The sequence below is a fragment of the Dellaglioa sp. CoH-56-MRSF-11 genome, assembly GCF_056782135.1.
This window is the reverse complement of record NZ_JBXAYE010000004.1, coordinates 1-21,921: the sequence shown is the minus strand read 5'-3', so window position 1 is coordinate 21,921 and position 21,921 is coordinate 1. Positions and strand designations below refer to the sequence as shown.

At 32.9% G+C, this 21,921-nt stretch carries 19 protein-coding genes; 5 read left to right on the top strand and 14 right to left on the bottom strand.

Annotated elements, in window-relative coordinates:
• Positions 1-39 precede the first annotated feature (39 nt).
• The 5 genes from AC1RPT_RS05260 to AC1RPT_RS05240 form a co-directional block, all read right to left on the bottom strand.
• Entirely contained in the window at positions 40-1,386 is a 1,347-nt protein-coding gene (locus AC1RPT_RS05260) for a glucose-6-phosphate isomerase (protein WP_481761922.1), read from the bottom strand.
• Positions 1,387-1,484: 98 nt separating this feature from the next.
• Positions 1,485-2,858, bottom strand: coding sequence for an amino acid permease (locus tag AC1RPT_RS05255; RefSeq protein WP_481761923.1), 1,374 nt, complete (start codon positions 2,856-2,858; stop codon positions 1,485-1,487).
• A gap of 22 nt (positions 2,859-2,880) precedes the next feature.
• Positions 2,881-3,783, bottom strand: a complete 903-nt coding sequence (locus AC1RPT_RS05250; protein ID WP_409022282.1) for a GRP family sugar transporter — start codon at positions 3,781-3,783, stop codon at positions 2,881-2,883.
• Positions 3,784-4,038: 255 nt separating this feature from the next.
• Positions 4,039-5,211 (bottom strand): class I SAM-dependent rRNA methyltransferase, encoded by a 1,173-nt coding sequence (locus tag AC1RPT_RS05245; RefSeq protein WP_481761924.1) that lies wholly within the window; start codon positions 5,209-5,211, stop codon positions 4,039-4,041.
• A gap of 15 nt (positions 5,212-5,226) precedes the next feature.
• A complete protein-coding gene (locus AC1RPT_RS05240; protein ID WP_481761925.1) occupies positions 5,227-5,856 on the bottom strand; it encodes a VanZ family protein in 630 nt (209 codons plus the stop codon).
• 432 nt (positions 5,857-6,288) lie between these two features.
• Here AC1RPT_RS05240 and AC1RPT_RS05235 point away from each other — a divergent pair, with 432 nt between their 5' ends.
• The 3 genes from AC1RPT_RS05235 to AC1RPT_RS05225 all read left to right on the top strand — a co-directional run bounded on the left by AC1RPT_RS05235 (position 6,289) and on the right by AC1RPT_RS05225 (position 9,632).
• Positions 6,289-8,199, top strand: coding sequence for an LTA synthase family protein (locus AC1RPT_RS05235; protein WP_481761938.1), 1,911 nt, complete (start codon positions 6,289-6,291; stop codon positions 8,197-8,199).
• Between the two features lie 116 nt (positions 8,200-8,315).
• Positions 8,316-9,056, top strand: coding sequence for a hypothetical protein (locus tag AC1RPT_RS05230; protein ID WP_481761926.1), 741 nt, complete (start codon positions 8,316-8,318; stop codon positions 9,054-9,056).
• A gap of 18 nt (positions 9,057-9,074) precedes the next feature.
• On the top strand, positions 9,075-9,632 hold the full coding sequence (locus AC1RPT_RS05225; RefSeq protein WP_481761927.1) for a hypothetical protein: 558 nt from the start codon (positions 9,075-9,077) through the stop codon (positions 9,630-9,632).
• 42 nt (positions 9,633-9,674) lie between these two features.
• Here the strand turns inward: AC1RPT_RS05225 and dltD are convergent, their stop codons facing one another.
• The 9 genes from dltD to AC1RPT_RS05180 all read right to left on the bottom strand — a co-directional run bounded on the left by dltD (position 9,675) and on the right by AC1RPT_RS05180 (position 20,290).
• The gene (gene dltD / locus AC1RPT_RS05220) at positions 9,675-10,922 is read right to left on the bottom strand and encodes a D-alanyl-lipoteichoic acid biosynthesis protein DltD (protein WP_481762190.1); all 1,248 of its coding nucleotides are present in this window, start codon (positions 10,920-10,922) and stop codon (positions 9,675-9,677) included.
• Positions 10,923-11,159, bottom strand: coding sequence for a D-alanine--poly(phosphoribitol) ligase subunit DltC (dltC, locus tag AC1RPT_RS05215; RefSeq protein WP_481761929.1), 237 nt, complete (start codon positions 11,157-11,159; stop codon positions 10,923-10,925). It lies immediately after the preceding gene.
• A gap of 25 nt (positions 11,160-11,184) precedes the next feature.
• Positions 11,185-12,381, bottom strand: a complete 1,197-nt coding sequence (gene dltB / locus AC1RPT_RS05210; protein WP_481761930.1) for a D-alanyl-lipoteichoic acid biosynthesis protein DltB — start codon at positions 12,379-12,381, stop codon at positions 11,185-11,187.
• On the bottom strand, positions 12,381-13,910 hold the full coding sequence (gene dltA / locus AC1RPT_RS05205) for a D-alanine--poly(phosphoribitol) ligase subunit DltA (protein WP_481761931.1): 1,530 nt from the start codon (positions 13,908-13,910) through the stop codon (positions 12,381-12,383). The genes dltB and dltA overlap by 1 nt, the downstream gene beginning before the upstream one ends.
• Before the next feature lie 14 nt (positions 13,911-13,924).
• Entirely contained in the window at positions 13,925-14,074 is a 150-nt protein-coding gene (locus AC1RPT_RS05200; protein WP_409022273.1) for a teichoic acid D-Ala incorporation-associated protein DltX, read from the bottom strand.
• A 215-nt stretch (positions 14,075-14,289) separates the two neighbouring features.
• On the bottom strand, positions 14,290-15,735 hold the full coding sequence (locus AC1RPT_RS05195; RefSeq protein WP_481761933.1) for a sensor histidine kinase: 1,446 nt from the start codon (positions 15,733-15,735) through the stop codon (positions 14,290-14,292).
• Positions 15,735-16,460, bottom strand: a complete 726-nt coding sequence (locus AC1RPT_RS05190) for a response regulator transcription factor (RefSeq protein ID WP_481761934.1) — start codon at positions 16,458-16,460, stop codon at positions 15,735-15,737. Before AC1RPT_RS05190 ends, AC1RPT_RS05195 begins: the two co-directional genes overlap by 1 nt.
• A 159-nt stretch (positions 16,461-16,619) precedes the next feature.
• The gene (locus tag AC1RPT_RS05185) at positions 16,620-18,041 is read right to left on the bottom strand and encodes a hypothetical protein (protein ID WP_481761935.1); all 1,422 of its coding nucleotides are present in this window, start codon (positions 18,039-18,041) and stop codon (positions 16,620-16,622) included.
• Between the two features lie 2 nt (positions 18,042-18,043).
• Positions 18,044-20,290: a transglycosylase domain-containing protein gene (locus tag AC1RPT_RS05180; RefSeq protein ID WP_481761936.1), complete on the bottom strand. Its 2,247-nt coding sequence runs from the start codon at positions 20,288-20,290 to the stop codon at positions 18,044-18,046.
• A 398-nt stretch (positions 20,291-20,688) separates the two neighbouring features.
• Here AC1RPT_RS05180 and AC1RPT_RS05175 point away from each other — a divergent pair, with 398 nt between their 5' ends.
• Together AC1RPT_RS05175 and AC1RPT_RS05170 are read left to right on the top strand one after the other, a co-directional pair.
• On the top strand, positions 20,689-21,426 hold the full coding sequence (locus AC1RPT_RS05175; protein ID WP_481761937.1) for a peptidylprolyl isomerase: 738 nt from the start codon (positions 20,689-20,691) through the stop codon (positions 21,424-21,426).
• 73 nt (positions 21,427-21,499) lie between these two features.
• Complete coding sequence (locus AC1RPT_RS05170; RefSeq protein WP_409022267.1) at positions 21,500-21,826, top strand: heavy metal-binding domain-containing protein; 327 nt, start codon at positions 21,500-21,502, stop codon at positions 21,824-21,826.
• Positions 21,827-21,921: the final 95 nt, after the last annotated feature.

Sequence of the window (21,921 nt, the reverse complement as noted above, 5' to 3'; positions counted from 1 at the left end):
TAAAAGTTCAGACGATTTTTATTTTATAACTTTTTTATCTTAAAGACGTGCATTTAATTCTTTTGAAAGGTCTTCGAAGCCAGGTTTACCAAGTAAGGCAAACATGTTCTTTTTGTATGCTTCAACACCTGGTTGGTTAAATGGGTTAATTCCATTCAAGTAACCAGATACAGCTACAGCTGCTTCAAAGAAGTAAATTGTATATCCTAATGTGTAAGCGTCTTGTGTAGGAATGTTCAAAATCATGTTAGGAACATTACCATCAGTATGAGCTAAAACAACACCTTGGAAAGCCTTTGTATTAACAAAGTCCATTGTCTTACCTTCTAAGTAGCCTAAGCCATCAAGATCGCCCTCTTCTTCAGGAATAGCAGTATCATTAACGGGAGTTCCCACATTAATTACAGTTTCCATCAAGTTACGACGGCCTTCTTGAATATATTGGCCTAATGAATGTAAATCAGTTGAGAAATTAGCTGAAGATGGGTAAATACCCTTTTGATCTTTACCTTCAGATTCGCCCATCAATTGTTTCCACCATTCTGAGAAATATTGTAAACTTGGTTCGTAGTTTTCTAGAATTTCAGTTGTGTAACCTTTACGGTATAAAATATTACGTAAAGCTGCGTATTGATATGCTTCATTTTTTGTTAAATCAGCATCTGAATATTCAACACGTGCGTCTTCAGCACCTTGCATCAAGGCATCAATATCAGCACCTGAAGCAGCAATTGGTAATAAACCAACAGCAGTAAGAACTGAGAAACGGCCACCAACGTCATCAGGAATAACAAATGCTTCATAGCCTTCAGAATCAGCTTCAACTTTTAAGGCACCAACTTTACGATCAGTTGTAGCGTAGATACGTGAGTTAGCTTCTTCTTTACCATATTTTGCGATTAATTTTTCTTTGAAAACACGGAAAGCAATTGAAGGTTCTGTTGTTGTACCTGATTTAGAAATAATATTAACTGAGAAATCACGATCACCAATTAAATCTACTAAATCATGTACGTATGAAGGACTAATTGAATTTCCAGCAAATAAGATTTGAGGTGCATTTCTTTTTTCAGCTGGTAATAAGTTATAGAATGTATGGTTTAAGAATTCAATAGCTGCGCGAGCACCTAAATATGAACCACCAATACCGATAACGACTAAAACTTCTGAATTAGATTGAATTTTTTTAGCTGCTGTTTTAATACGAGCGAATTCTTCTTTATCGTAGTCTTTAGGTAAATCTAAAAATCCACGGAAATCACTACCTGCCCCTGTACCGTTGCGTAATTCACTATCTGCTGCAGTAACAAGTGCTTGCATTTCGCCAAGTTCATTGTCTTGGACGAATTTTGATAAGTTAGAACTATCGAATGAAATATGTGCCATTTTAATTATCTCCCTCATATTCTTTATTTAACAACTTACATTATACAATACTTAGTAGAAAATATAACAGTCAAACAGAACTTTAATTACAAATTCCGTTATTTTTTTTGTTTACTATGAGAATATCCGTAACCGTAATAAGCAACTAATCCTATAATAATCCAAATTAGAAAGGCAACCCAGATATTAATCGGTAACTGAATCATCAAATAGACTGAAATAATTATAGACAAGATTGGTAACAATGGTACAAATGGAACTCTAAATTGGCCTTTACTAGGTTCACCAAATTGTTTCCTTAAACTTATTAATGCCAAAGCCAAAATAACAAGTACGGTTAACGTTACAATATTAGTCAATTTGGCTAAACTTTCAATAGACACTAACCCACTTGCAATCGCAATAAAAATACCGACTGTCCATGATGCTGCTTTGGGCGCATTCGTCTTATCGCTAATTTTTGCTAAGTATTGGGGCAATAATCCGTCTCTCGCCTCCGAATAAATCATTCTCGATAAACCATAGGCTAATGCAATTAAGACGCTTAGAAGCGTTATTATTGCACCTACCGAGATTATATTTCCAATAATACTCTGATTTACAAATCGCATCGCAAATGCAACTGGATCACTAACATTTAATTGTGTATACGGGACAATTCCGGTTAATACTAACGTAACAATAATATAAAAAATAGCAGAAATACTTATCGCACCAATAATTCCTTTTGGAATTGTCTTTTGCGGATCAATTACTTCGTCTGATGCCATCGCAATAGATTCAAACCCTAAAAAGGCAAAAAATACTAATGCGGCCCCACTCATTACCCCACTTGTACCAAATGGCATAAAGGGTTGCCAGTTACCAGGTTTAATGTAAAAAACACCCACTACTATAAATAAAAGAATAATCGCAAATTTTACAAATACCATTATTTTGCTTAAACGTAGTGCCTTTTTTGCTTCAAATGTTGTTAACCATGTAACGACTAACGTAATTATAACAGCAATAATATCGATATATGACCCTCTTGCTGCATTATACGATGCACTCAGCGCAACAGGCAGGTGGATATTAAGCCCTATCAAGAACCCCTGCATATACGCAGACCAACCTGAGGCAACAGAAGCCCCCGCTAGAATATATTCACAAATGGTAAACCAACTAACGAACCAGGCTATAAACTCACCAAAAATAACATAAACATAATTATACGAACCACCAGAAACTGGTATTCTTGATGAAAATTCTGCATAAGAAAAGCCGTTCATTATAACTGCAATTGCGGCAATAATAAACGACAAAATAAGGGCAGGACCAGCCTCTTGACTGGCAGCATTCCCCGTAACAACGAAAATACCTGTACCAACTGTTGCGCCTAACCCTAAAAGAATGAGATCACCGGTTTTAAGGGTTCTTTTTAATTTACTAACATGATGAGTTGTCGCAAATTCTTTTTTCCTTAAATCCATCGATTAACACTCCTTCACCATTTTATAAAGTTTTCATAATTCCTAACATAATAACACCTAAAATAACAAATATTGATCCAAGTGTGACATAAATCATCTCATGCTTAGTCTTCTTTTCTCCTAATAAGTAGATACTACCGAATGTTGAAATAACCACTCCCATTTGAGAAAATGAAAAACTAACAGCTTGACCTAATTTAGGAATTGATAAGAACATAAAGATGTTACCAGCGCCCCAAATAAGTCCCGTTAATACATTTTTAAAAGTTGATGAGTGCATAATAACTTCATTTGCAATAAGCGCAACAAATCCAGCACCTATAACCATACCAACAGCTTGTGGCAAGATTGTTGCCATTGTAAATGCACGTGATTCATCAGCAGTCATGCCCACTGTTGCATAATGAACAACAATTGTATAACCTACGTAACCAATTGTTGACAAAATAATAGCACGTACACCAGCAGCAGTATTCTCATTTTTTTCTGAATCAGATAGAACTGAATTTTTTTTATCTCTCAATGATGTCAAAGCAGCACCAGCAATAATAACGATCATCGCTATAGTACCAATCACAACCATTTGAGTTGTCTTCCATTCATTAAACAGTATGACACCTGCCAACGCATTACCAGCTAACTGTAAGCCTGTTGAAACAGGAACTGTTTTTGAGATTCCGATTGCTTTCATAGCATGGAATTGTTGATTTTGACCTAAACTCCAAAATAAACCAGAAACGATACCAATAATCCAGACTTTTGTGTCCATTTCTGGTTGATAAATACCATAAATGGCAATTCCAAAAATCAAGGCACCCCATGTCATACCAACTGTTTGTTGGTTGGCAGTTCCGCCAAGTTTTCCACTTATAAGTCCAATACTACCCCATGCAATTGCAGGGATTACTGCCATTAAGATAATCATAATTAATTAAATCCTCTACTCTCTCTCTTTTATTCTTTTTTCGCGATTTAACTATTTTAGCAGTAAAGTAACCGTATTTACAACCCTTAAAACAAAAATTTGATGATAGCTTTAGCAACATTTGAAACGGGTTACATTCGAAATCCATCAAAAACACTCATAAACGTTTAATTACAAGCATTTTGTTTTTATGAATTTTTTATATTTTACGAAAAAAAACAATCCTATTTAATAATAAATAGGATTGTTTTTTAATTAATCAACTTTAATAACTAACGTTTTTAAATAATTACCTTGACGATATTCCTTGTTTGTTACAAAGTCACTTGATAAACGGAATGTTTCAAGTAATGTAAATGAACGATTCTTATTAGCAAAAGCTTCTGTGATTTGTTCTTTTAATTTTTTGAGCGTCAATCCTGCCGAATTAGTTGAGAACATGATAACACCATCTTTTTGTGTAATATCAATAGCATCTTCAGCAAGTTGAACATAATCTTTTTGAACTGAGAATGTTCTTTTCTTTGAACGTACAAAACTTGGTGGATCCAAAATAACTAAATCATAGTTAATATGGTGTTTCTTTGCATAATCTAAATAGCCGAAAACATCCATTCCACGAATTTCTTGTTTTTCAGGATCAATATTATTAAGTACAAATTGTTCTTTTGTACGATCAATATTTTTATTATTCACATCTACACTAACTGTTTTAAGTGCGCCACCTACTGATGCAGCAACTGATGTTGCACCTGTATTACTAAATCCGTTAAACACAAGTTTTCCTTCAGCATATTTATTCATAATTGCTTTACGCATTTCACGTTGTTCTAAGAAAAGTCCTGTCGTTGTTTCATTAAGATATGCAGCAAATTGAAGGCCATTTTCTTGAACAATAAGTGGCGTAGGTGCATCTTTTCCACGAACTTTGAATGTTGATGGTTCACCCTTTGTATCGTAACGAAGATTAGCATAAATACCTTTATAACTTGTAACTGCATCAGAAAATGCACTATAAATCATATCTTTGTGTTGGTAAAGACCTAAGCTATACCAAGTAAATACATAATAATCGTCGTAATAATCAATTGTTAATCCACCGATACCTTCACCTTCACCGTTAAAGAAACGAAAGGCATTCGTCTCCTTATTAGTAAATAATGATTTACGGTTCATTCGAGCGTTATTAAATAATTTTGAGAAAAAATCTTCATCAATACGTGATTCTTCATTTCGTGAAAAAATCCAGCCATCCCCACGATTTTGTTCTGCAAAATAACCATAAGCGACAAATTGATTATGTAGCGTTAATGCAACCCATTCTCCTTCTTTAAAATCACGAGTTGTTTGTAAATCTTCCTTATCAATTAATGGGTATCCATTTTTAAACTTTTTTGCTGCATGTGAAATAATTTCTACTTTTCTCAATGACTAGCACTCCTTCTATTTTTTAACGTCTTTTTTATTTAATATTTGATTTAAGATAAGATATAGCCCACAGCCTATCAATGTACCCAATGAATTAAAAATGATATCATCTATATCACTAACTCCGGATCCTAGTACAAACTGTCCACATTCAATAGCGATTGATAAACAAATACCAACCAACATTGTTTTTACTAGAGAATACTTTTTAAATTGCTTTAGACTGGGTAAAATAATTCCTAACGGAACAAACCAAAGAATGTTACCATATAGATTATACACGAAATCGAACAAAGATTGTCCATTTGTCAGTTTAATTGTTTCAATTAACGGTGTCCAATTGATAGAATGAAAATTATAGGTTGAATTCAATCGGATATCCCATGGGAAATAGACATATCTAAATACCGTCAATTCAACTAATAAAACGAGGTACGCAACTAATAATAGCCTTACAAATTCTGTTCTGAAGTTTATTTTTTTCTTTTGATACAACCCTATACTTACTCGAATAACAAGATACACGATTAAGTAAAAAATTGTTTTATCAACACTTAAAAAAATAAGATGGATTAATGGAAAGTGGTTAATACCTTGTGAGTAATGATGTAAAACGTATTCATATAATTTTGATAAAAATAACATTCTTTCAACCTCACCTTCCATCTTCTCCTATATTAACAAATAAAAACATGATATTTTAGTATGTACCATTATTTTTCATGTAAATTTAATAAGTTAAAAATGCATTAACAAAGCTTAGCATCAATTGACACAAATTTAATATAGACTGTAAACTACAGTTACGATTTTAATTTGATTATACTCGAAAGGACGGTTCAAACCGTGCAGACACTCAAACGATTTAGAACATTTCTAAACACAAAGCTTGGATTTTTCACCCTACTTCTGTTTCTTTTCTGGTTAAAAACAATTACTGCATATCTTATTGATTTTAACCTTGGTGTTTCAGGAATTTATCAATACTTTGTCCTTTTGTTAAATCCACTTGGCACAACCATGCTACTACTCGGACTTGCATTATACATTAAAAAACCAGTTATTTCATATTTGACTATGTTTTTAATTTACATTGCGAACTCAGCATTACTATTTTTTAATGTTATTTATTATCGAGAATTTACTGATTTTATGACAATTAATACAATGTTAGGTTATTCTAAAGTTTCTGAAGGTATTAGTGGCAGCTCTTTTGCTTTAATGAAACCACACGATATTTTTTACGTCATTGACTTAGTGCTTATTATTTGCTTATTCTTAACTCGCTATTTAAAATTTAACACTCGACCATTCAGTAAACTTAACGCGTTTGCAATTACATCATTCTCAATAATGCTAACATTGGCAAGTTTAACATTAGGCGAAATTGACCGACCACAATTAATTACGAGAACGTTTGATCGTAATTATATTGTTAAATACTTAGGAATTGATTCATATACCGTCTACGACAGTTTCAAAACAGTTAAAAACAATCGGGTTCGCGATACTGCTGAAAGTTCTGATTTAAATGATGTCCTTGATTTTACAAAGTCACATTATGCAGCACCTAATCCAAATATGTATGGTATCGCAAAAGGTAAAAATGTTATTGTGCTCCATTTAGAAAGTTTTCAACAATTTTTAATTAACTTTAAGGTGAATGGAAAAGAAGTCACACCCTTCTTAAATTCTCTATACAATGGTAAAGAAACTTATAGTTTTCCTAATTTTTTCAATCAAGTCGGACAAGGTAAAACATCTGATGCTGAGAATCTCTTAGAAACAAGTATCTATGGATTACCTCAAGGATCTGTTTTCACATCTCTTGGATCCGAAAATACATTTGAAGCAGCTCCCGCTATCTTAAATCAAACCGCTGGTTATTCTAGTGCTGTTTTCCACGGTAATATTGGATCATTTTGGAACAGAGATTCCGTTTATAAAAGTATGGGATACCAATACTTCTTTGATTCAAGTTATTATGATACGTCTGCAAATAACACTCTAGAATACGGTCTAAAAGATAAGTTATTATTCAATGATTCAGTTAAATATTTAGAAAAATTACAGCAACCTTTTTATGCAAAATTCATTACCGTGTCAAATCATTTCCCATTTGATATTGATTCAAAAAATAAAGACTTTGAAGTTCCAGATACAGGTGATACGTCTGTTAATAATTACTTCCAAACGGCTCATTATTTAGACGAATCAGTTAAAGAATTTTTCACATACTTAAAAAAATCTGGATTATCTAATAATACAATGGTTGTCCTCTATGGTGACCATTACGGTATTTCAAATTCAAGAAATGTGAAGCTTGCTAAACTTCTTGGTAAATCATCCGAAACATGGAGCTCATTTGATAATACACAATTACAACGTGTTCCATTTATGATTAATATTCCTGGAAGTAAAAATGGTGGCATCCAAAATCAATATGGTGGTGAAGTTGATGTCTTACCTACCCTTCTTCACTTATTAGGCCTAGATTCGTCATCATATGTTCAATTTGGGACAGATTTATTTTCTAAGAATCACGATCAGACAGTTGCGTTTAGAAATGAAAACTTCATTACACCTAATTATACTGTTTTAGATTCTACAATTTATGATAATGTAACAGGTAAAGAAGTTACGCACCCTTCTAAAATTGTTAAGGAAACAATAAAGAAAGATCAGACAAAAGTCAGTACCGAACTAAATTTATCGGATACAGTCAATAATCAAAACTTATTACGTTACTATACACCAAAGAATTTTAAGCCAACGCAACCAAGTGACTATAACTATAAGAATCAATATAGTAAATTACTAAAATTACAAGAAACGCTTAAAAACAATTCGACAAGCCTCTATTCAAAACATGGCAATAAGTCGACAACAACCTTATATCAAACAGATGCTCCTGAATTAAAGGCACCAACTGCAAGTTCTTCTTCAAAAACTGTTACAAGTTCAAGTTCAAGTACCAGTTCAAAATAAACGCTACCGAAAAATAAATTTCGGTAACGTTTATTTTTTTATTCTAAACAACTTCACATAATGTTCATAACTATTATTTAAAATTAGTCATATAGATTAATCGAAGAGGTGTCATTATGTCTTTAATTCTACAATCATTATCTAGTATTTTTTATCATAAGAAACAAACAGTTGGGTTATTTATCATATTTTTTTTCACAATACTAATCGGTCTCTCAAACTTATTATTTAATCAAATTTCATTTGAATCATTTAAAAGTTTTAAAAAAATGCTTGCTCATATTAATGTTAATAGTACATCTAGTTCTAATTTACTTAGTGTCTTAACAGATATTCATAAACAACAAGTCAGCCTAATCTACCCTATTATTATTGGGTTATTGATAGCGGGTATTACTATCAGTATTGTTGTTTATAAAAAAATCATCAACAAGCGTATCAACGAATATCTTAGTTTACACAATATCGGCGAAAGTCAGCCTAAAGTCGCATTTGCATTCGCTCTTGAAGTCCTTATTATCTTTATAGCAGCATTAATTTTAGTGATAATTTTAATTTTCTTCTTTAAAAATAACTATACTTCATTGCTGAGAGAACTAAATATTTATTGGCTAACCCATTCATTAGCTATGCAACTTTCTCCCTCAGAAATATCCTCTGAGTTATTAGAATTACTGTCACATAAATTAACCAATTTTAATGGGAATTTTTTAATTTCCTCTACAAACGTACAATTTAGTACATTAATCTCGCAAGAATCATTCATTAATTCTGCATATCTATTTGCTGGCGGTATAACTATTAGCCTTATTTCATTCCTATCTGTCTTATTCTCTACCCGTAACTCATCTCATTAAATTATAGGAGGCATCACAATGCAACTAAAAAAATACACTAATACAACTCAATCATTAACCTCATTATTCCCTACCCATTCGGTTTCAATCATTTTAGATAAATCATTTGAATTCGTAAATCAACTTGAAAATCAAGACTTTATTAATTCAAATTTAGTTACTTTAATCACAATTGAAGAACTAAGCTTAATAGTTCCTTATCTAACTATCACACAAAATATGGGTTTAACATCTAAGAAACAGCACAAAAAAACATATAAAACTATTTCAAAATTAATTTATGGACAATATTTTCACCACTATTCACCGAATTTTATCAACAAAAAAACGACTGATTTAAGTCACTTTGATGAAACACTTATTTTAATTTTTAGAGCTATCTTAAACGATTATTCGGTGATCATTTTATCAGGCTTAATTGATGAATTTTCAATAATAGAAACAAGATTCTTCATTGATTTAGTCACAGAATTAACCTGCCAATTAGATTTAAGCATTATTATCACAACTAAACAGACAGAGTTACTTACTCAACCGCAAATCATTCCCTTTGCAGAATCTCCTATAATAGAATAAACCCTCATTGCATATGCAATAAGGGTTTATTCCAATTATTTTTTATTCTTGTTGCCAATCTTCTGAGTAATAATAATTATTTAAATGATATTTAGGTTTAACTTGTTTTTGAGTCAGGAATGGGTTCACATAACTATCAACCGCAACCCAACCTTTCCAACCTAAATGAATCGTATCTTCCATGAAGTATTCTTCATTACCATCTTTACTGAAATCAGCAATTTTATTAAATCCTTGGGATTTCAATTGCTTTGTAACCTTACCATCAAAGTTAGCTAGCATCTTCGACGATAGTCCAGTATAACTTGCCCAACGTTGGTTTACAGGTGGAATAATAAACAAGACGTCAGTATGTTCTTTAGCAAACTGATTTAAAATTAATTGGAAATCTGAAAATTCAACAGAATGATCATAATTTAATTTAGTCTGTGTACCTGCAAGCTTACCAATTTTTTTGTTAAGCTTATTTTTATCCCAATAACTATTTTTGATTGCAAAATCATTATTGGTTGTCCATTTAGCACCATATTTACCGGCAAGAATATTTAATTTATTTAAATCATATTTTGCTGGAAGGTTCTTAGTTTGTTTGTCGATAGTCTGTGTTCGATCGGCCATCGGAAAACCTGAGAATAATTGATCTTCATGATTCAAAATCGTTAATTTCAAGCGAAGCATCGTAGCATCCGCTTCAGATAACGACTGTCCTTCAGCAATTTTATGCATTGCATTCAGTACAGATTCATTTCCTTCACCAGACATTAAAGTAATAAATCTGTTGGCAGCATAACGATCTGACAGGCTGTTAGCATTTGCAGATAGTAACCACTCTGTTGTTTGTAATGGTGAATAAAAATTATTAAATACCTGCTTTCTTACACCATTAGGAACAAACCATTGTGGTGATACCACCATAACTGCTTTTTTATTTCTTAATTGATTTTTGATACCTTGTAAATAAAAATAATGATTAAGCGATTGTGTCCCACCAGTTCCCATTAAAAATGGACGATATGAACGATTATATTTTTTCGCTAAAACTGAAGGATGCATCGAATCCATCCGTGAAAATTCGGATGAACCGATAAATGCCACATAACCATCATCTAATGCCTTTTGACGAATAGCAGAGCCCTTTAAAATTAAAGTAGATTGCGATACTGCTGCTTTTTCTTCAGTTTTTGCAGAACTGAAATTATAATTGACTGGTGCAAGTAGTATGGCTAATAGTAATGCAACAGCCAAAACAACAGGCCCAATGATCATGAATAACTTCTTTTTCAATCCCATTTAGATCAAGCTTTCTACTTTTGCAATAATTAAATTTGGTGTTGCCCACTCAGAACGTTCAAACTCTGAAATTGGAATATCAACACCTAATTCATTTTGTAATTCTAAGATTAATTGAATTGAACCCATTGAATCTAATAGGCCTTCATCAAAAACATTTAAATCTAAATTATTTCTAACTTCTGCGCTACCTGTTGTCTCTTCTAATATATCTAAAACTTTATCTTTTGTGTTCATATCAATTCTCCTCTAATTATCTATTTTATGAAAAATATAGTTTGTCCAAAAATCCTGAAAAGATTAAGAAACTTAAGCAAACGATGTTAAACGTAATAAAGATTGCAAAAATTTCTGTAAATTTATTACTTGGAATACTGGTTTTATGTTTCTTTTTAAATCTGAGCCATGCATCATTAATGACGATAGCTATCGCATGGAATAGGCCATAGGCAATGTAATACCAAGTAACCCCGTGCCAAAATCCCATGAGTAAGAATAATCCAAAATAACCAACAATAGCTGTTGTTATTCGACTTTTAATTAATTTATGTTTCATCATAAAAAAGACTAATCTCATATAAACAAAATCACGGAACCAGAATGAAAGTGTCATGTGCCAACGATTCCAAAAGTCTTTAATATTGTGTGCGATGAAAGGTCTATTAAAGTTAGGAGGTGTTTCAATTCCCATAAAGTAACTGATACCAACTGCGAATAAACTATAACCAGCAAAATCAAAAAATAAATCCATACTGTACGTGTACATGTAACCAACTAAGGCCCACGATATACCACCGTCTAGTAATGCAATACGTGCGACGTGAGGTAACAGCATCGTACCAAATAGGTATGCTAGTAAAAATTTATATAAGAAACCTAAGAAAATGTAAAATACACCCTTTTGTAACATTTCTAAATATTTTTCTCGACTTGGGACATTTTGATAATCTTTAACAAACCGTCTGTAACGATCGATTGGTCCCGATGAGATAGTTGGGAAAAACAATAAAAATTGTAAGGTTAGCATCAAATCAAATTTCTTAATACTACCATCTCGCGATTCCATAATCATTTGAACCGCTTTAAACGTTAAATAACTAATTCCTAAAAAGCCAATAATTGATGGTATACCATTATTAATGGCTGGTGTTATTTTTACGATGGATAATGGTGCTATCGCTAAAAGGACAGCCATAATAAAAACCCACGTTTGATTATACTTACTACGATAATTCATGTATAAACCGATAAGTAAGACTTCAAAAATTATATAAATAAGTAAATTAAAGCCTTCGTGAAGTTTTGGACCGCCAAATATTAAGAAAATAAAGAGTAATGAAATTAACGTTTCATACAATCTAAATCTTTTACCATTAAGCAAACCAACAATAATTGGAATTAAAACAACAATAAGATATAGAAAGTACATCGGATTGACATAAGGTTGGAATGATACCATTAAGCATTCACCTCATTTATTAGTGTTTTCCGATCAATTTTACCATTTTGCGTTAATGGTAAAACATCAACATAAACAAACTTCTGTGGAATCATATATGACATCATTGTATCTAACAAGTATTTTTTAATTTCAACTGTTAATTCTGAGTCTCGTTCAACTGGATTATCATTTTGAACAACATACGCAATTAATTGAACCACTTTATGATCCTTATTATATTTTGGAATAGTGATTGCTTGTTTTACAAATGGATGCGATGACACATGATGGTCAACTTCTTCTAATTCAATTCGGTAACCATGTAGTTTAACCTGGAAATCAATTCGTCCACGATATAACAACATCCCTTCAGAATTTATGATTGCTGCATCACCAGTTCGATAGGCAGCTACGCCATCCATTTCAAAAAAAGCACTGGCCGTTTTTTCAGGATTGTTAAGATAACCTTTTGAGACACTAGGTCCAGCAATAATTAATTCACCTTCATCACCATTTGGTACTAGTTCATTTTCTGGATTAACTACAACCATCTTTGTATCTGATTTGGCATAACCAATTGGTAATCGTGGGTATTGTTCTAAAATAGCATCAGTAATCTCAACACTCGAAACCGCAACTGTTGCTTCCGTAGGACCATACGTATTAAATATCTTAGCCATTGGGAATCTTTGCTTCAATGCTGCAGCTGTTTTGTGAGTTAATTCTTCACCACAAAATAAGAATCGACTAAGATCTGGTAAATGTTTATCATCAAACGTTGGTTCTAATAAACAAATATCAATAAATGATGGTGTTGAAACCCAAACTTGTAAGTCCAGAGTAGGTAACGTTTGGAAAAGAACTTTGAAATTATCCGTCACTTCTTGAGGTAAAACAGATAACTTACCACCCATAGTTAATGTAGGATACAAGTCCATTACTGATAAATCAAATGAGTATGGTGCCTGAGATAGACTATTGGGATGTTCTGGTAGAGAGAAATCTTCTATCATCCAGTTCACGTAACTTATCAAGTTATCATGACTAATTTGAACCCCTTTTGGCTGTCCAGTCGTACCAGATGTAAAGATAATATAGAAGTTATCTTTACCAGTTACTTGGAAACTAGGATCAGGAACTTCTACCCCTTGATTATTCTCAATAATTTCTGTTAATTCAGTTGATAAAATTACAGGTACATCGAGTTTAACTTCAGGTAATTCTGCTACAGCTATACAAGCGACTGGTTTCGCAACTTCTTGAATTGACTCTAAACGCTCAGCTGGTGAGTGCGAATCAATTGGAATATATGCGTGCCCTGCTTTAACGCTTCCTAAAAAAGCCACTAGCATATTAAATTTTTGATTTCCATATATCATAATTGGACGTTTATTATCTAAATTTAATTCAATCAAATGCAATGCTAATGCATCAGATTTTTCTTTTAACTGTTGATAAGTATTTGTCTCACCCAAATCATTGTAAACAATGCGATTGGGATCGGACATTGCGATCATATCAATTTGATTAATTACATTTTTTATCATGTCTTTGCTCTCCTTTAAAATTCATTATAGATAAACGTACCATTACTTATACCTTTAAATGAATACAGGTAAACTAGCATCGCCAATACAATAAAATAAAAGGCAGTTCGAACGATAAACATAAAAACTTCATTTTCTTTTAAATCATGCCATTTTTGGCTCATATTTATCACATCCCCCTTAGAATGAATATAGTATACACTTTTTTTCCCCCGTTTAGCATTCATCTATGTCATACTAACCTAACAATTTTGTAATATTAAACTTAGTTAATAATCTTATTAACCGCTTTTTAGTGTAACAGAATTACATCTATATCACAAAAAAGAACGATTTCTATTTGTATATAGAAATCATTCTTTAATAATTTTTTAACTATTTATTCATTTTCTTGATTTGGAAACGTCAATGTAAACGTTGTCCCTTTTCCTTCAGTACTCATCACTTCAACTTTTCCGTTATGAAGTTGCATTAATTGATGAACAATTGATAATCCCAATCCTGATTCTCCGTACTTAGTACTCTTACGAGATGGATCTGCCTTGTAGTAACGTTCCCAAATATTTTCTAGCTGGTCTTTTGTCATGCCAATACCTGTATCAGTAATCCTAAAGATACTTTCATGGTAACCACGTTCAGCTGAAATATGAATCGTTCCTGATTGAGTGAATTGAATGGCGTTTTGCGTAATGTTAAAAATAACTTGCACAAATCGATCGTAATCCGCAAAAACCATTAAGTTTTTAGGAACACTTAATTCAATCTTATCGTCGGCTTCTATTGCTTTTTTTGTTAGTTGTTCAACGATGTTATTCAAAACAATAACCGCATCAAAATTACTTGGTGCTAGCGTAATTTGATTTGTCCTAATTTTTTCATAGTCTAAATTTTCATTGACTAATCGGATTAATCGCTTAGTTTCACTTTGCATTAGTTCAATGCTCTTCCCTTTGCTCTCTTCTGGAATTGCATCGTATGCTAGCCCTTCAAGTAGTCCGTTAATAGTTGTCAACGGTGTACGCATTTCGTGTGCAGCGTCAGCCATAAATTGTCTACGACGTTCTTCTTGACGTTTTATTTCTTTCTCTGATTCTTTCAATGAAGAAACCATGCCATCAAAATCTTGTGCCAAATCATCTATTTCATCTCGATGTCTACTTTCGATATGCACATCAAAATTACCATCAGCAACCATTCGAGTTGCACGTCTCAATCGATTAATTCTAGAAACAGAGTATCTCGCTAAAAGATAACTCAAAATAATTCCAGCGATAACAGAGACAATAAACGCAATAACCAAATTCTGAGTCATTTGACTCATATTGGATTGAATATTAGAAACATTGGCTCCAACCGATATAACCGCATATAATTTACCATTATAAAAATAAGGTTTCAAAATATCGGTCATATTAATTGCTTTCATATCTGTTTTTAATTGTCTATTAATATGCGGTGTACGGTGAACAACTTCACCATTTTCCAATTTTTTCCACTGCTCACTTGTAATATTGTCCTGTACCGCATTATCAGGATAGATAATTTTAGATTTTTTAGTATAAATAGTAAATCGAACATTTTGCGTTTTTAAAATTAATTCTGCATTTCTTAAATTATTTAAGTTTAAATTAAATTGCGTTTTTGAATCGGTTGTTTTTAAAACCATTGATTCTGACATTAAACTATCCGAGTAACCTTCCAATTGTGTCCATGTATTTTTATAGACCATATCACTCGTGAAATTTAAAAATAAAGCGCCAAATACAATGACCAATGTAATAATAACCGCGAAGAATGCTAACATTTGCTGATAAAGTAGCTTCATTAGTAACCAGCTCCTGAGTCATCAAATTTATAACCGACACCCCACACCGTTTGAATAACTTGTGGACCCACTTTTTCAATTTTTTGACGTAATTTTTTAATATGTGCATCAACTGTTCGTTCATCACCAAAAAATTCATAATCCCAAACTAATTCCAATAGTTTTTCTCTTGAAAAGACTTGTTTTGGTTTATTGGCCAACGTTTTCAACAAATCAAATTCTTTTGGTGTTAAATCATGAATTAAAACGTCTTGTAAGTATGCTTCTCGACGAGCTGTACTTAATTTAAAGTGAGTTGTGACAATATCAAAACTAGTACTTTCATTTTCTGTTTCATCGTCAGTTCCAACACTTGGTTTTTCTGCCCGGCGGTGAAGGGCCTTAATTCTAGCAATCAATGTTATTGGGCTAAAAGGCTTTGTTACATAATCATCTGCGCCCATTTCTAATCCAAGAACTTGATCACTTTCGGTATCGCGTGCCGTTAAAATAATAATGGGGACATTAGCTGAAACTTTTCGAATCGTAGAACTGACTTGCATGCCATCCATACCAGGCAAATTCAAATCAAGCGTAATCATATCCCAACTATCCGGATCTTCATTAAACATAGCAACAGCATCATTACCATCATAAGCGTACTGAACGTCCCATTTTTCTTTTTGAAAAAACATCGACATCATTTCAGAAACTGCCTTATTATCCTCTACCATCAATAATTTCATATTATTCCTCTTTCATTTCCAATTTAATGAAAATCATAATCTTATCTGCTACTTTGAGCGGTCTTATATTCCATTAGTATAACTAAATAATATGAATATTTTTAGTTTTTTTTCGTAATATATTTTAATACCATCAATTTTAATGTATTGTAACTACTTTTACTGTATTTTAGTAGCTGATGAACTGCTTACCTGGCTTGTACTACTACTAATAGCACTTGATTCTGAACTGCTTACGGCTGTATCTGATGACGCGTCGGCTTCTAAACTAGAGCTTGTTTCATCCGTTGAACTTGATTCTTCTACAGAACTTGCCTTTGCCTCCTGGCTTGATGCGCTGGATGACTTTTTACTTGCTCCCGAGTAAATTTTATTTGCTGAAGTTCCCTTATAACTTTGGTGTTGGATAATTACCTTTAATTTATCTGTTCGCTTAAGTAAGTTTCCTTCACTCGGCTCCGATAATATCATGTTTTTCCCAGACCATTTCTGTACAAATACAATTTCTATATGGTTTTTGTTGGCCCACTTTTGCGCTTCCGATTGAGATCCAAATTTAGGAACTTTTATATAAATTTCAGCTTGTTTCTTATCTTCAGCCTGTTTTTTTAATGCATGAGATAAAGTTTCTTCAAGTGAAACCAACTTTTTATCGGCTTGTTTCTTATCTGAAAGATCTTTTTTATAATCATCAAATACCTGATACTGCTCTGTCTGTGTGGCTAAATCTTTAGCTATCACTTCTTCAATTTGATTTAAAAAGGCAAGATTATTCCATGAATAGTGTAATTTACTGACAGCATTCGTATAGTCATCTATTTGCTGACTTGTACTTTTTTTCAAGATTTCTACATTACCTGACAAAGGGTCATACGTGGCTGTCTTCATGGCAATGGACATTACACCGTTTATTGCTATTGCATCTTTTGCCAAATTTTTTTGTAGTGTATAAATTCGATTGGCAAATTGATCTTTATTTGAAGAATTAATCAATAACTGATTAATGTACCCAAATTGTTCATTATTCAATTTTTGAATCGTTCCAGGGGTCACATTTACTTTAACTGTTTGTTCATCATCCTTAACAAATACATCTTGGTATAATGAATTCACTTTCACTTTTTTTAATAAATTATCATATTTTGTCTGGTAATCAGCACGTGAATTCTTAGAAATATTTGATAATGTATCATCTAATTTTTTCATTTCACTTGAAGTTGCTTTAGTCGTTAACTCCTCTGTTTTAATGTTGTAACTATCTGCATAAATTTCATTAAACTTTTGTTTTGCTTCTTTAGACTTAACATTAGAGTCGTAGAGTGAGTCTGGCGTTTGATTTGCCATTGTTAATTTTGAATTATCATTTTTGGACCAATCAAGACTAATTTGATACCGATTGATAACCGTATAGACGCTCCAAATACTCAAGCTAACCGCAATAAACAACAAAATACGATACGCCCACTTTAAAAATTGTCGTATCGATTTATGACTAGCTTGTTCTGGTTTAAAATCTGCTTTATTTTCTCGGTTAACAGTTTTTTTTCCTGTTTGCTTTGTCCCTCTTGATCTCGGTTCCATTTTTATTCACCCTCTAACGTCTCTTTAGCCGCCTTAATGCCATCATTAGCCTTGTCTAATTTTTTCTGAACATTATTTAATTTTTTCTGAGTTGACTGCTCCCATGAACCAATTTTATATGCTTCAGGTTTCTTGTGATATGAAGGATCCTCTAATTTTATTTTTAACGTGTCCTCAGCAATCTTTTTAGACAAATACGTTTTATATATTTTAGCTTTTTTTACATCAATTTTTTCTGGCTCTTTAACGCCTAACGTTACTACTTTATCGTTAGGTTCATATTGAGCTGCAAGACCAGTTCCTGACAATTGTATAACAGTTGATGGTTTTGTCCACTCACTATTATCAGCATTCTTTTCTTTTGAAAAATGTACCATTAGGTCACGATATAAATTAACATTTGTCATTGCAGATGCAGCATCAGTAATATAATGTCCTTTTTTCATTGGTTCATCATACCCTAACCACATCGAAATAGAAGTTGATTTAGTGAACCCATTCATCCAGACATCCATATTTGCATTCGCTGGAAATCCCGATGAAGCAGAATAACCGACGGTCCCTGTCTTCATTGCCTGATGAACATTATCAATTCTTGCAGAAGGCGCTGTCCCACCGGCATTAGGTACGCCTTCCATCATTGACGTTAGCATAAATGCTGTTGAGGCCTTCATAGCACGTTTACTATTTACCTCATATTTTTTAACACTATTATCTGAAAATTTTAGACTTGTGACGTAACGAGCCGCATGATAGGTTCCGCCATTTGAAACGGTGCCATATGCTGTCGCCATTTGTTCGGTAGAAACATCGAGTCCAATAGCCTGCGACCCCGCAGGTGCATTATTTTGAGCCATCCCTACTTGTGCTAAAAATTGGCTAGCCTTCGCACTCCCAACAGTATTTAACGTTCTAATTGCTGGTGTATTAGCCGAAACTCGTAATGCGTTTTGCATCGTTATTGATTTATAACTCACTTTATCAAAATTCTGAGCAACAAGATTAGTTCCCGGATAAGTATATGAAGTGCCATCTAAGGCATGTGTGGTTGCCCACCCAAAGTATTCAATAGCAGGGCCATAATCTAATAGTGGCTTAATTCCTGATCCTGACGAACGCTGCGTAGAAATTGCCCGATTATAACTGAAGGCAGTTTTTTGATGACGTCCACCATATTGAGCAACAATATTCCCCGTTTTAGGATCTGTAATTGTAATTGCAGATTGTTCTGCTGAATTTTGATAATATTTTTTATTATCAGCTAATTTTTTAACAGTCGCATTTTGCTTTGAATCAAGCGCTGTTGTAATTTGTAATGGAGTTTTAGCTAAATCGTACCCTTTATCGCTAACTTGTTCTAAGGCAGAAGTAACATAAGCATTATTTTCAAGAATTTTTTTTGTAACAGAATTTTCCATCCAATGGCGTTTCTGTAAATCTTTTGTCACTGATTCTGCGACAGCAATTTTATATTGTTTCTTTGTAATTACCTTATTCTCAAGCCCTGTTTTTAATATTATATTTCGGCGTGTTTGAACGGCTTTAGGGTTTGAATATAAATTATAGGTAGAAGGGGCTTGGCCCAATCCAGCTATAATTGCCTGTTGACTAATACTCAATTGTTTTAAAGTTTTACCAAAATACGTTTCTGAAATGGTCTGTGCCCCATATGATCCTTCGCCTAGACTCATTTTATTAACATAAAACTCTAAAATCTGTTTCTTACTATAATTATGGTATAACTGTTGCGCTAAGAAAAATTCTTTTATTTTCCGGTCTACAGTCCGATCTTTATTACTCGTTGAAAAAACAGTTAATTTAATTAACTGTTGCTCAATACTTGATCCACCTCGAGCTGACCCTTTACCTACAGCTGATTTAATGGAAGAAAGTCCCGCATTAAATAAGCCGGAGGGCGAAAATCCCGCGTCTTTGTAAAATGTTTGATCTTCTGTTGCTAATAACAGATTACTATATGTTTCAGGAATGTCTTTTGACTTAACATAAACTCGTTTATTCAGCGCTGAAGACCAAATTAACTGGCCATCTTTATCATACATATTTGAACTGGCATCAGATATTAATTCCTGACTTGTAACTGTTGGCACGGACTTAATAACTGTCGCAATATAAATACTTATCGTCGTAACTCCTAATAAAAATAAAACACCAAATATTGCAATAACTCTAAAAATCCACGGATGCCGATGACGCCATCTTTCTTTATCTTTCTTATTTTGTTTTACCATTATGCCATCCCCGATTCTGTGACACGAGTCACATCTCTTGCCATGACATTATTTATTATTTTTTCTATGTATAAATCTAAATTTCCCAATTTATTACCAACTAACAAAACGTAACCCCCTACTACTTTTCTTAACAATACAAAATCTGACTAATCCATTTCGATAATTGTATTGTAATCCTCTAACTATGTAAATTTTTATATCGTTCACAATTGATAACGTTCATATAAGTATTAAATCCTCATTTAACCGTGAGTCATCCCCATTTATATATGTTAAATATAACAATCATAATGACTATATACAAGCGCTAAACTGGATGTTTAAGTTAAGACTTGTATAACTTCTACCTCGTACGTTAAACTAGAGTAATTAAATAAAGAAAGTTTGGGGTTAATATGAAAAACAAAAAAATGATTGGTTTAATTGCAGTAATTATTATCATTATTCTTGGGGGAATTGGGTTCTTCTTCTACCATCAAAATGCAGAAACAACAAATGATACGGAAACTACTACTTCTTCATCAAGTGTAGCGTCAAACGTTGAACTACCACAACTTAGTTCAAAAGTAACAAAAAAAGAAGCTGTCGTAGATATTCAGACAACAAAGGGAAATATCAAAATCAAATTATTCCCGGAATATGCACCAAAAGCTGTGAAGAATTTTATTACTCATAGTAAAAAAGGGTACTATAATAATACCCTCTTCCATCGTGTTATTAACGAATTTATGATTCAAGGTGGCGATCCTAAAGGGGATGGTACTGGTGGCGAAAGTATTTATGGTCATACATTCGGTGCTGAAATTTCAAGTAACCTTTACCACATCCGTGGTGCTTTAGCGATGGCACAAACGTCAGAACCTGATTCAATTGGTAGTCAATTCTACATTGTTCAAAATAACCAAGATGTAAGTACCAGTGCTGATATTAAAGATGGCACACCGTCAAAAATTATTGATGCATACAAAAATGGTGGCACACCTTCACTTGATGGTACTTATACTGTCTTTGGTCAAGTTATCAAAGGGATGGATGTTGTTGATAAAATTGCCGCAGTTGCAGTTAATTCAAGTGATAAACCTACAACTAATGTTAAAGTTAAAACAATTAAAGTCCTCCAAGAGACAAAATAATCAGTTCAAATCTGCAGTCTCTTATAAAGTAACTATGTTACTATGAAGATACTAATAAAGGGAGGTTTTATAGATGTCAGATAAAATTCTAGTCGTTACAACGGAAAGTATTCCGGGTAGAGAATATGAAGTAATTGGGGAAGTTTTTGGCCTTACAACACAATCTAAAAATGTTATCAAAAACATTGGTGCCAGTCTTAAAAATATTGTCGGTGGCGAAATTAAGGCCTACACAGAAATGATGGCTGAATCAAGAGATACTGCTATTGATCGTTTACGCGACAATGCAGTAAGCATGGGTGCTGATGCAGTTGTTATGATGCGTTTTGATTCCGGTTCAATTGGTCAAGATATGCAATCAGTTGCCGCATATGGTACCGCAGTTCGATACATTAAATAATGAAAAAAAGTTTCAACAATGTACTAGGCCCTGTCAAGTTGACGGATGAAATAATATAAAATTTAATATGTTTCTAAATGGCTTTATCCCAGTAT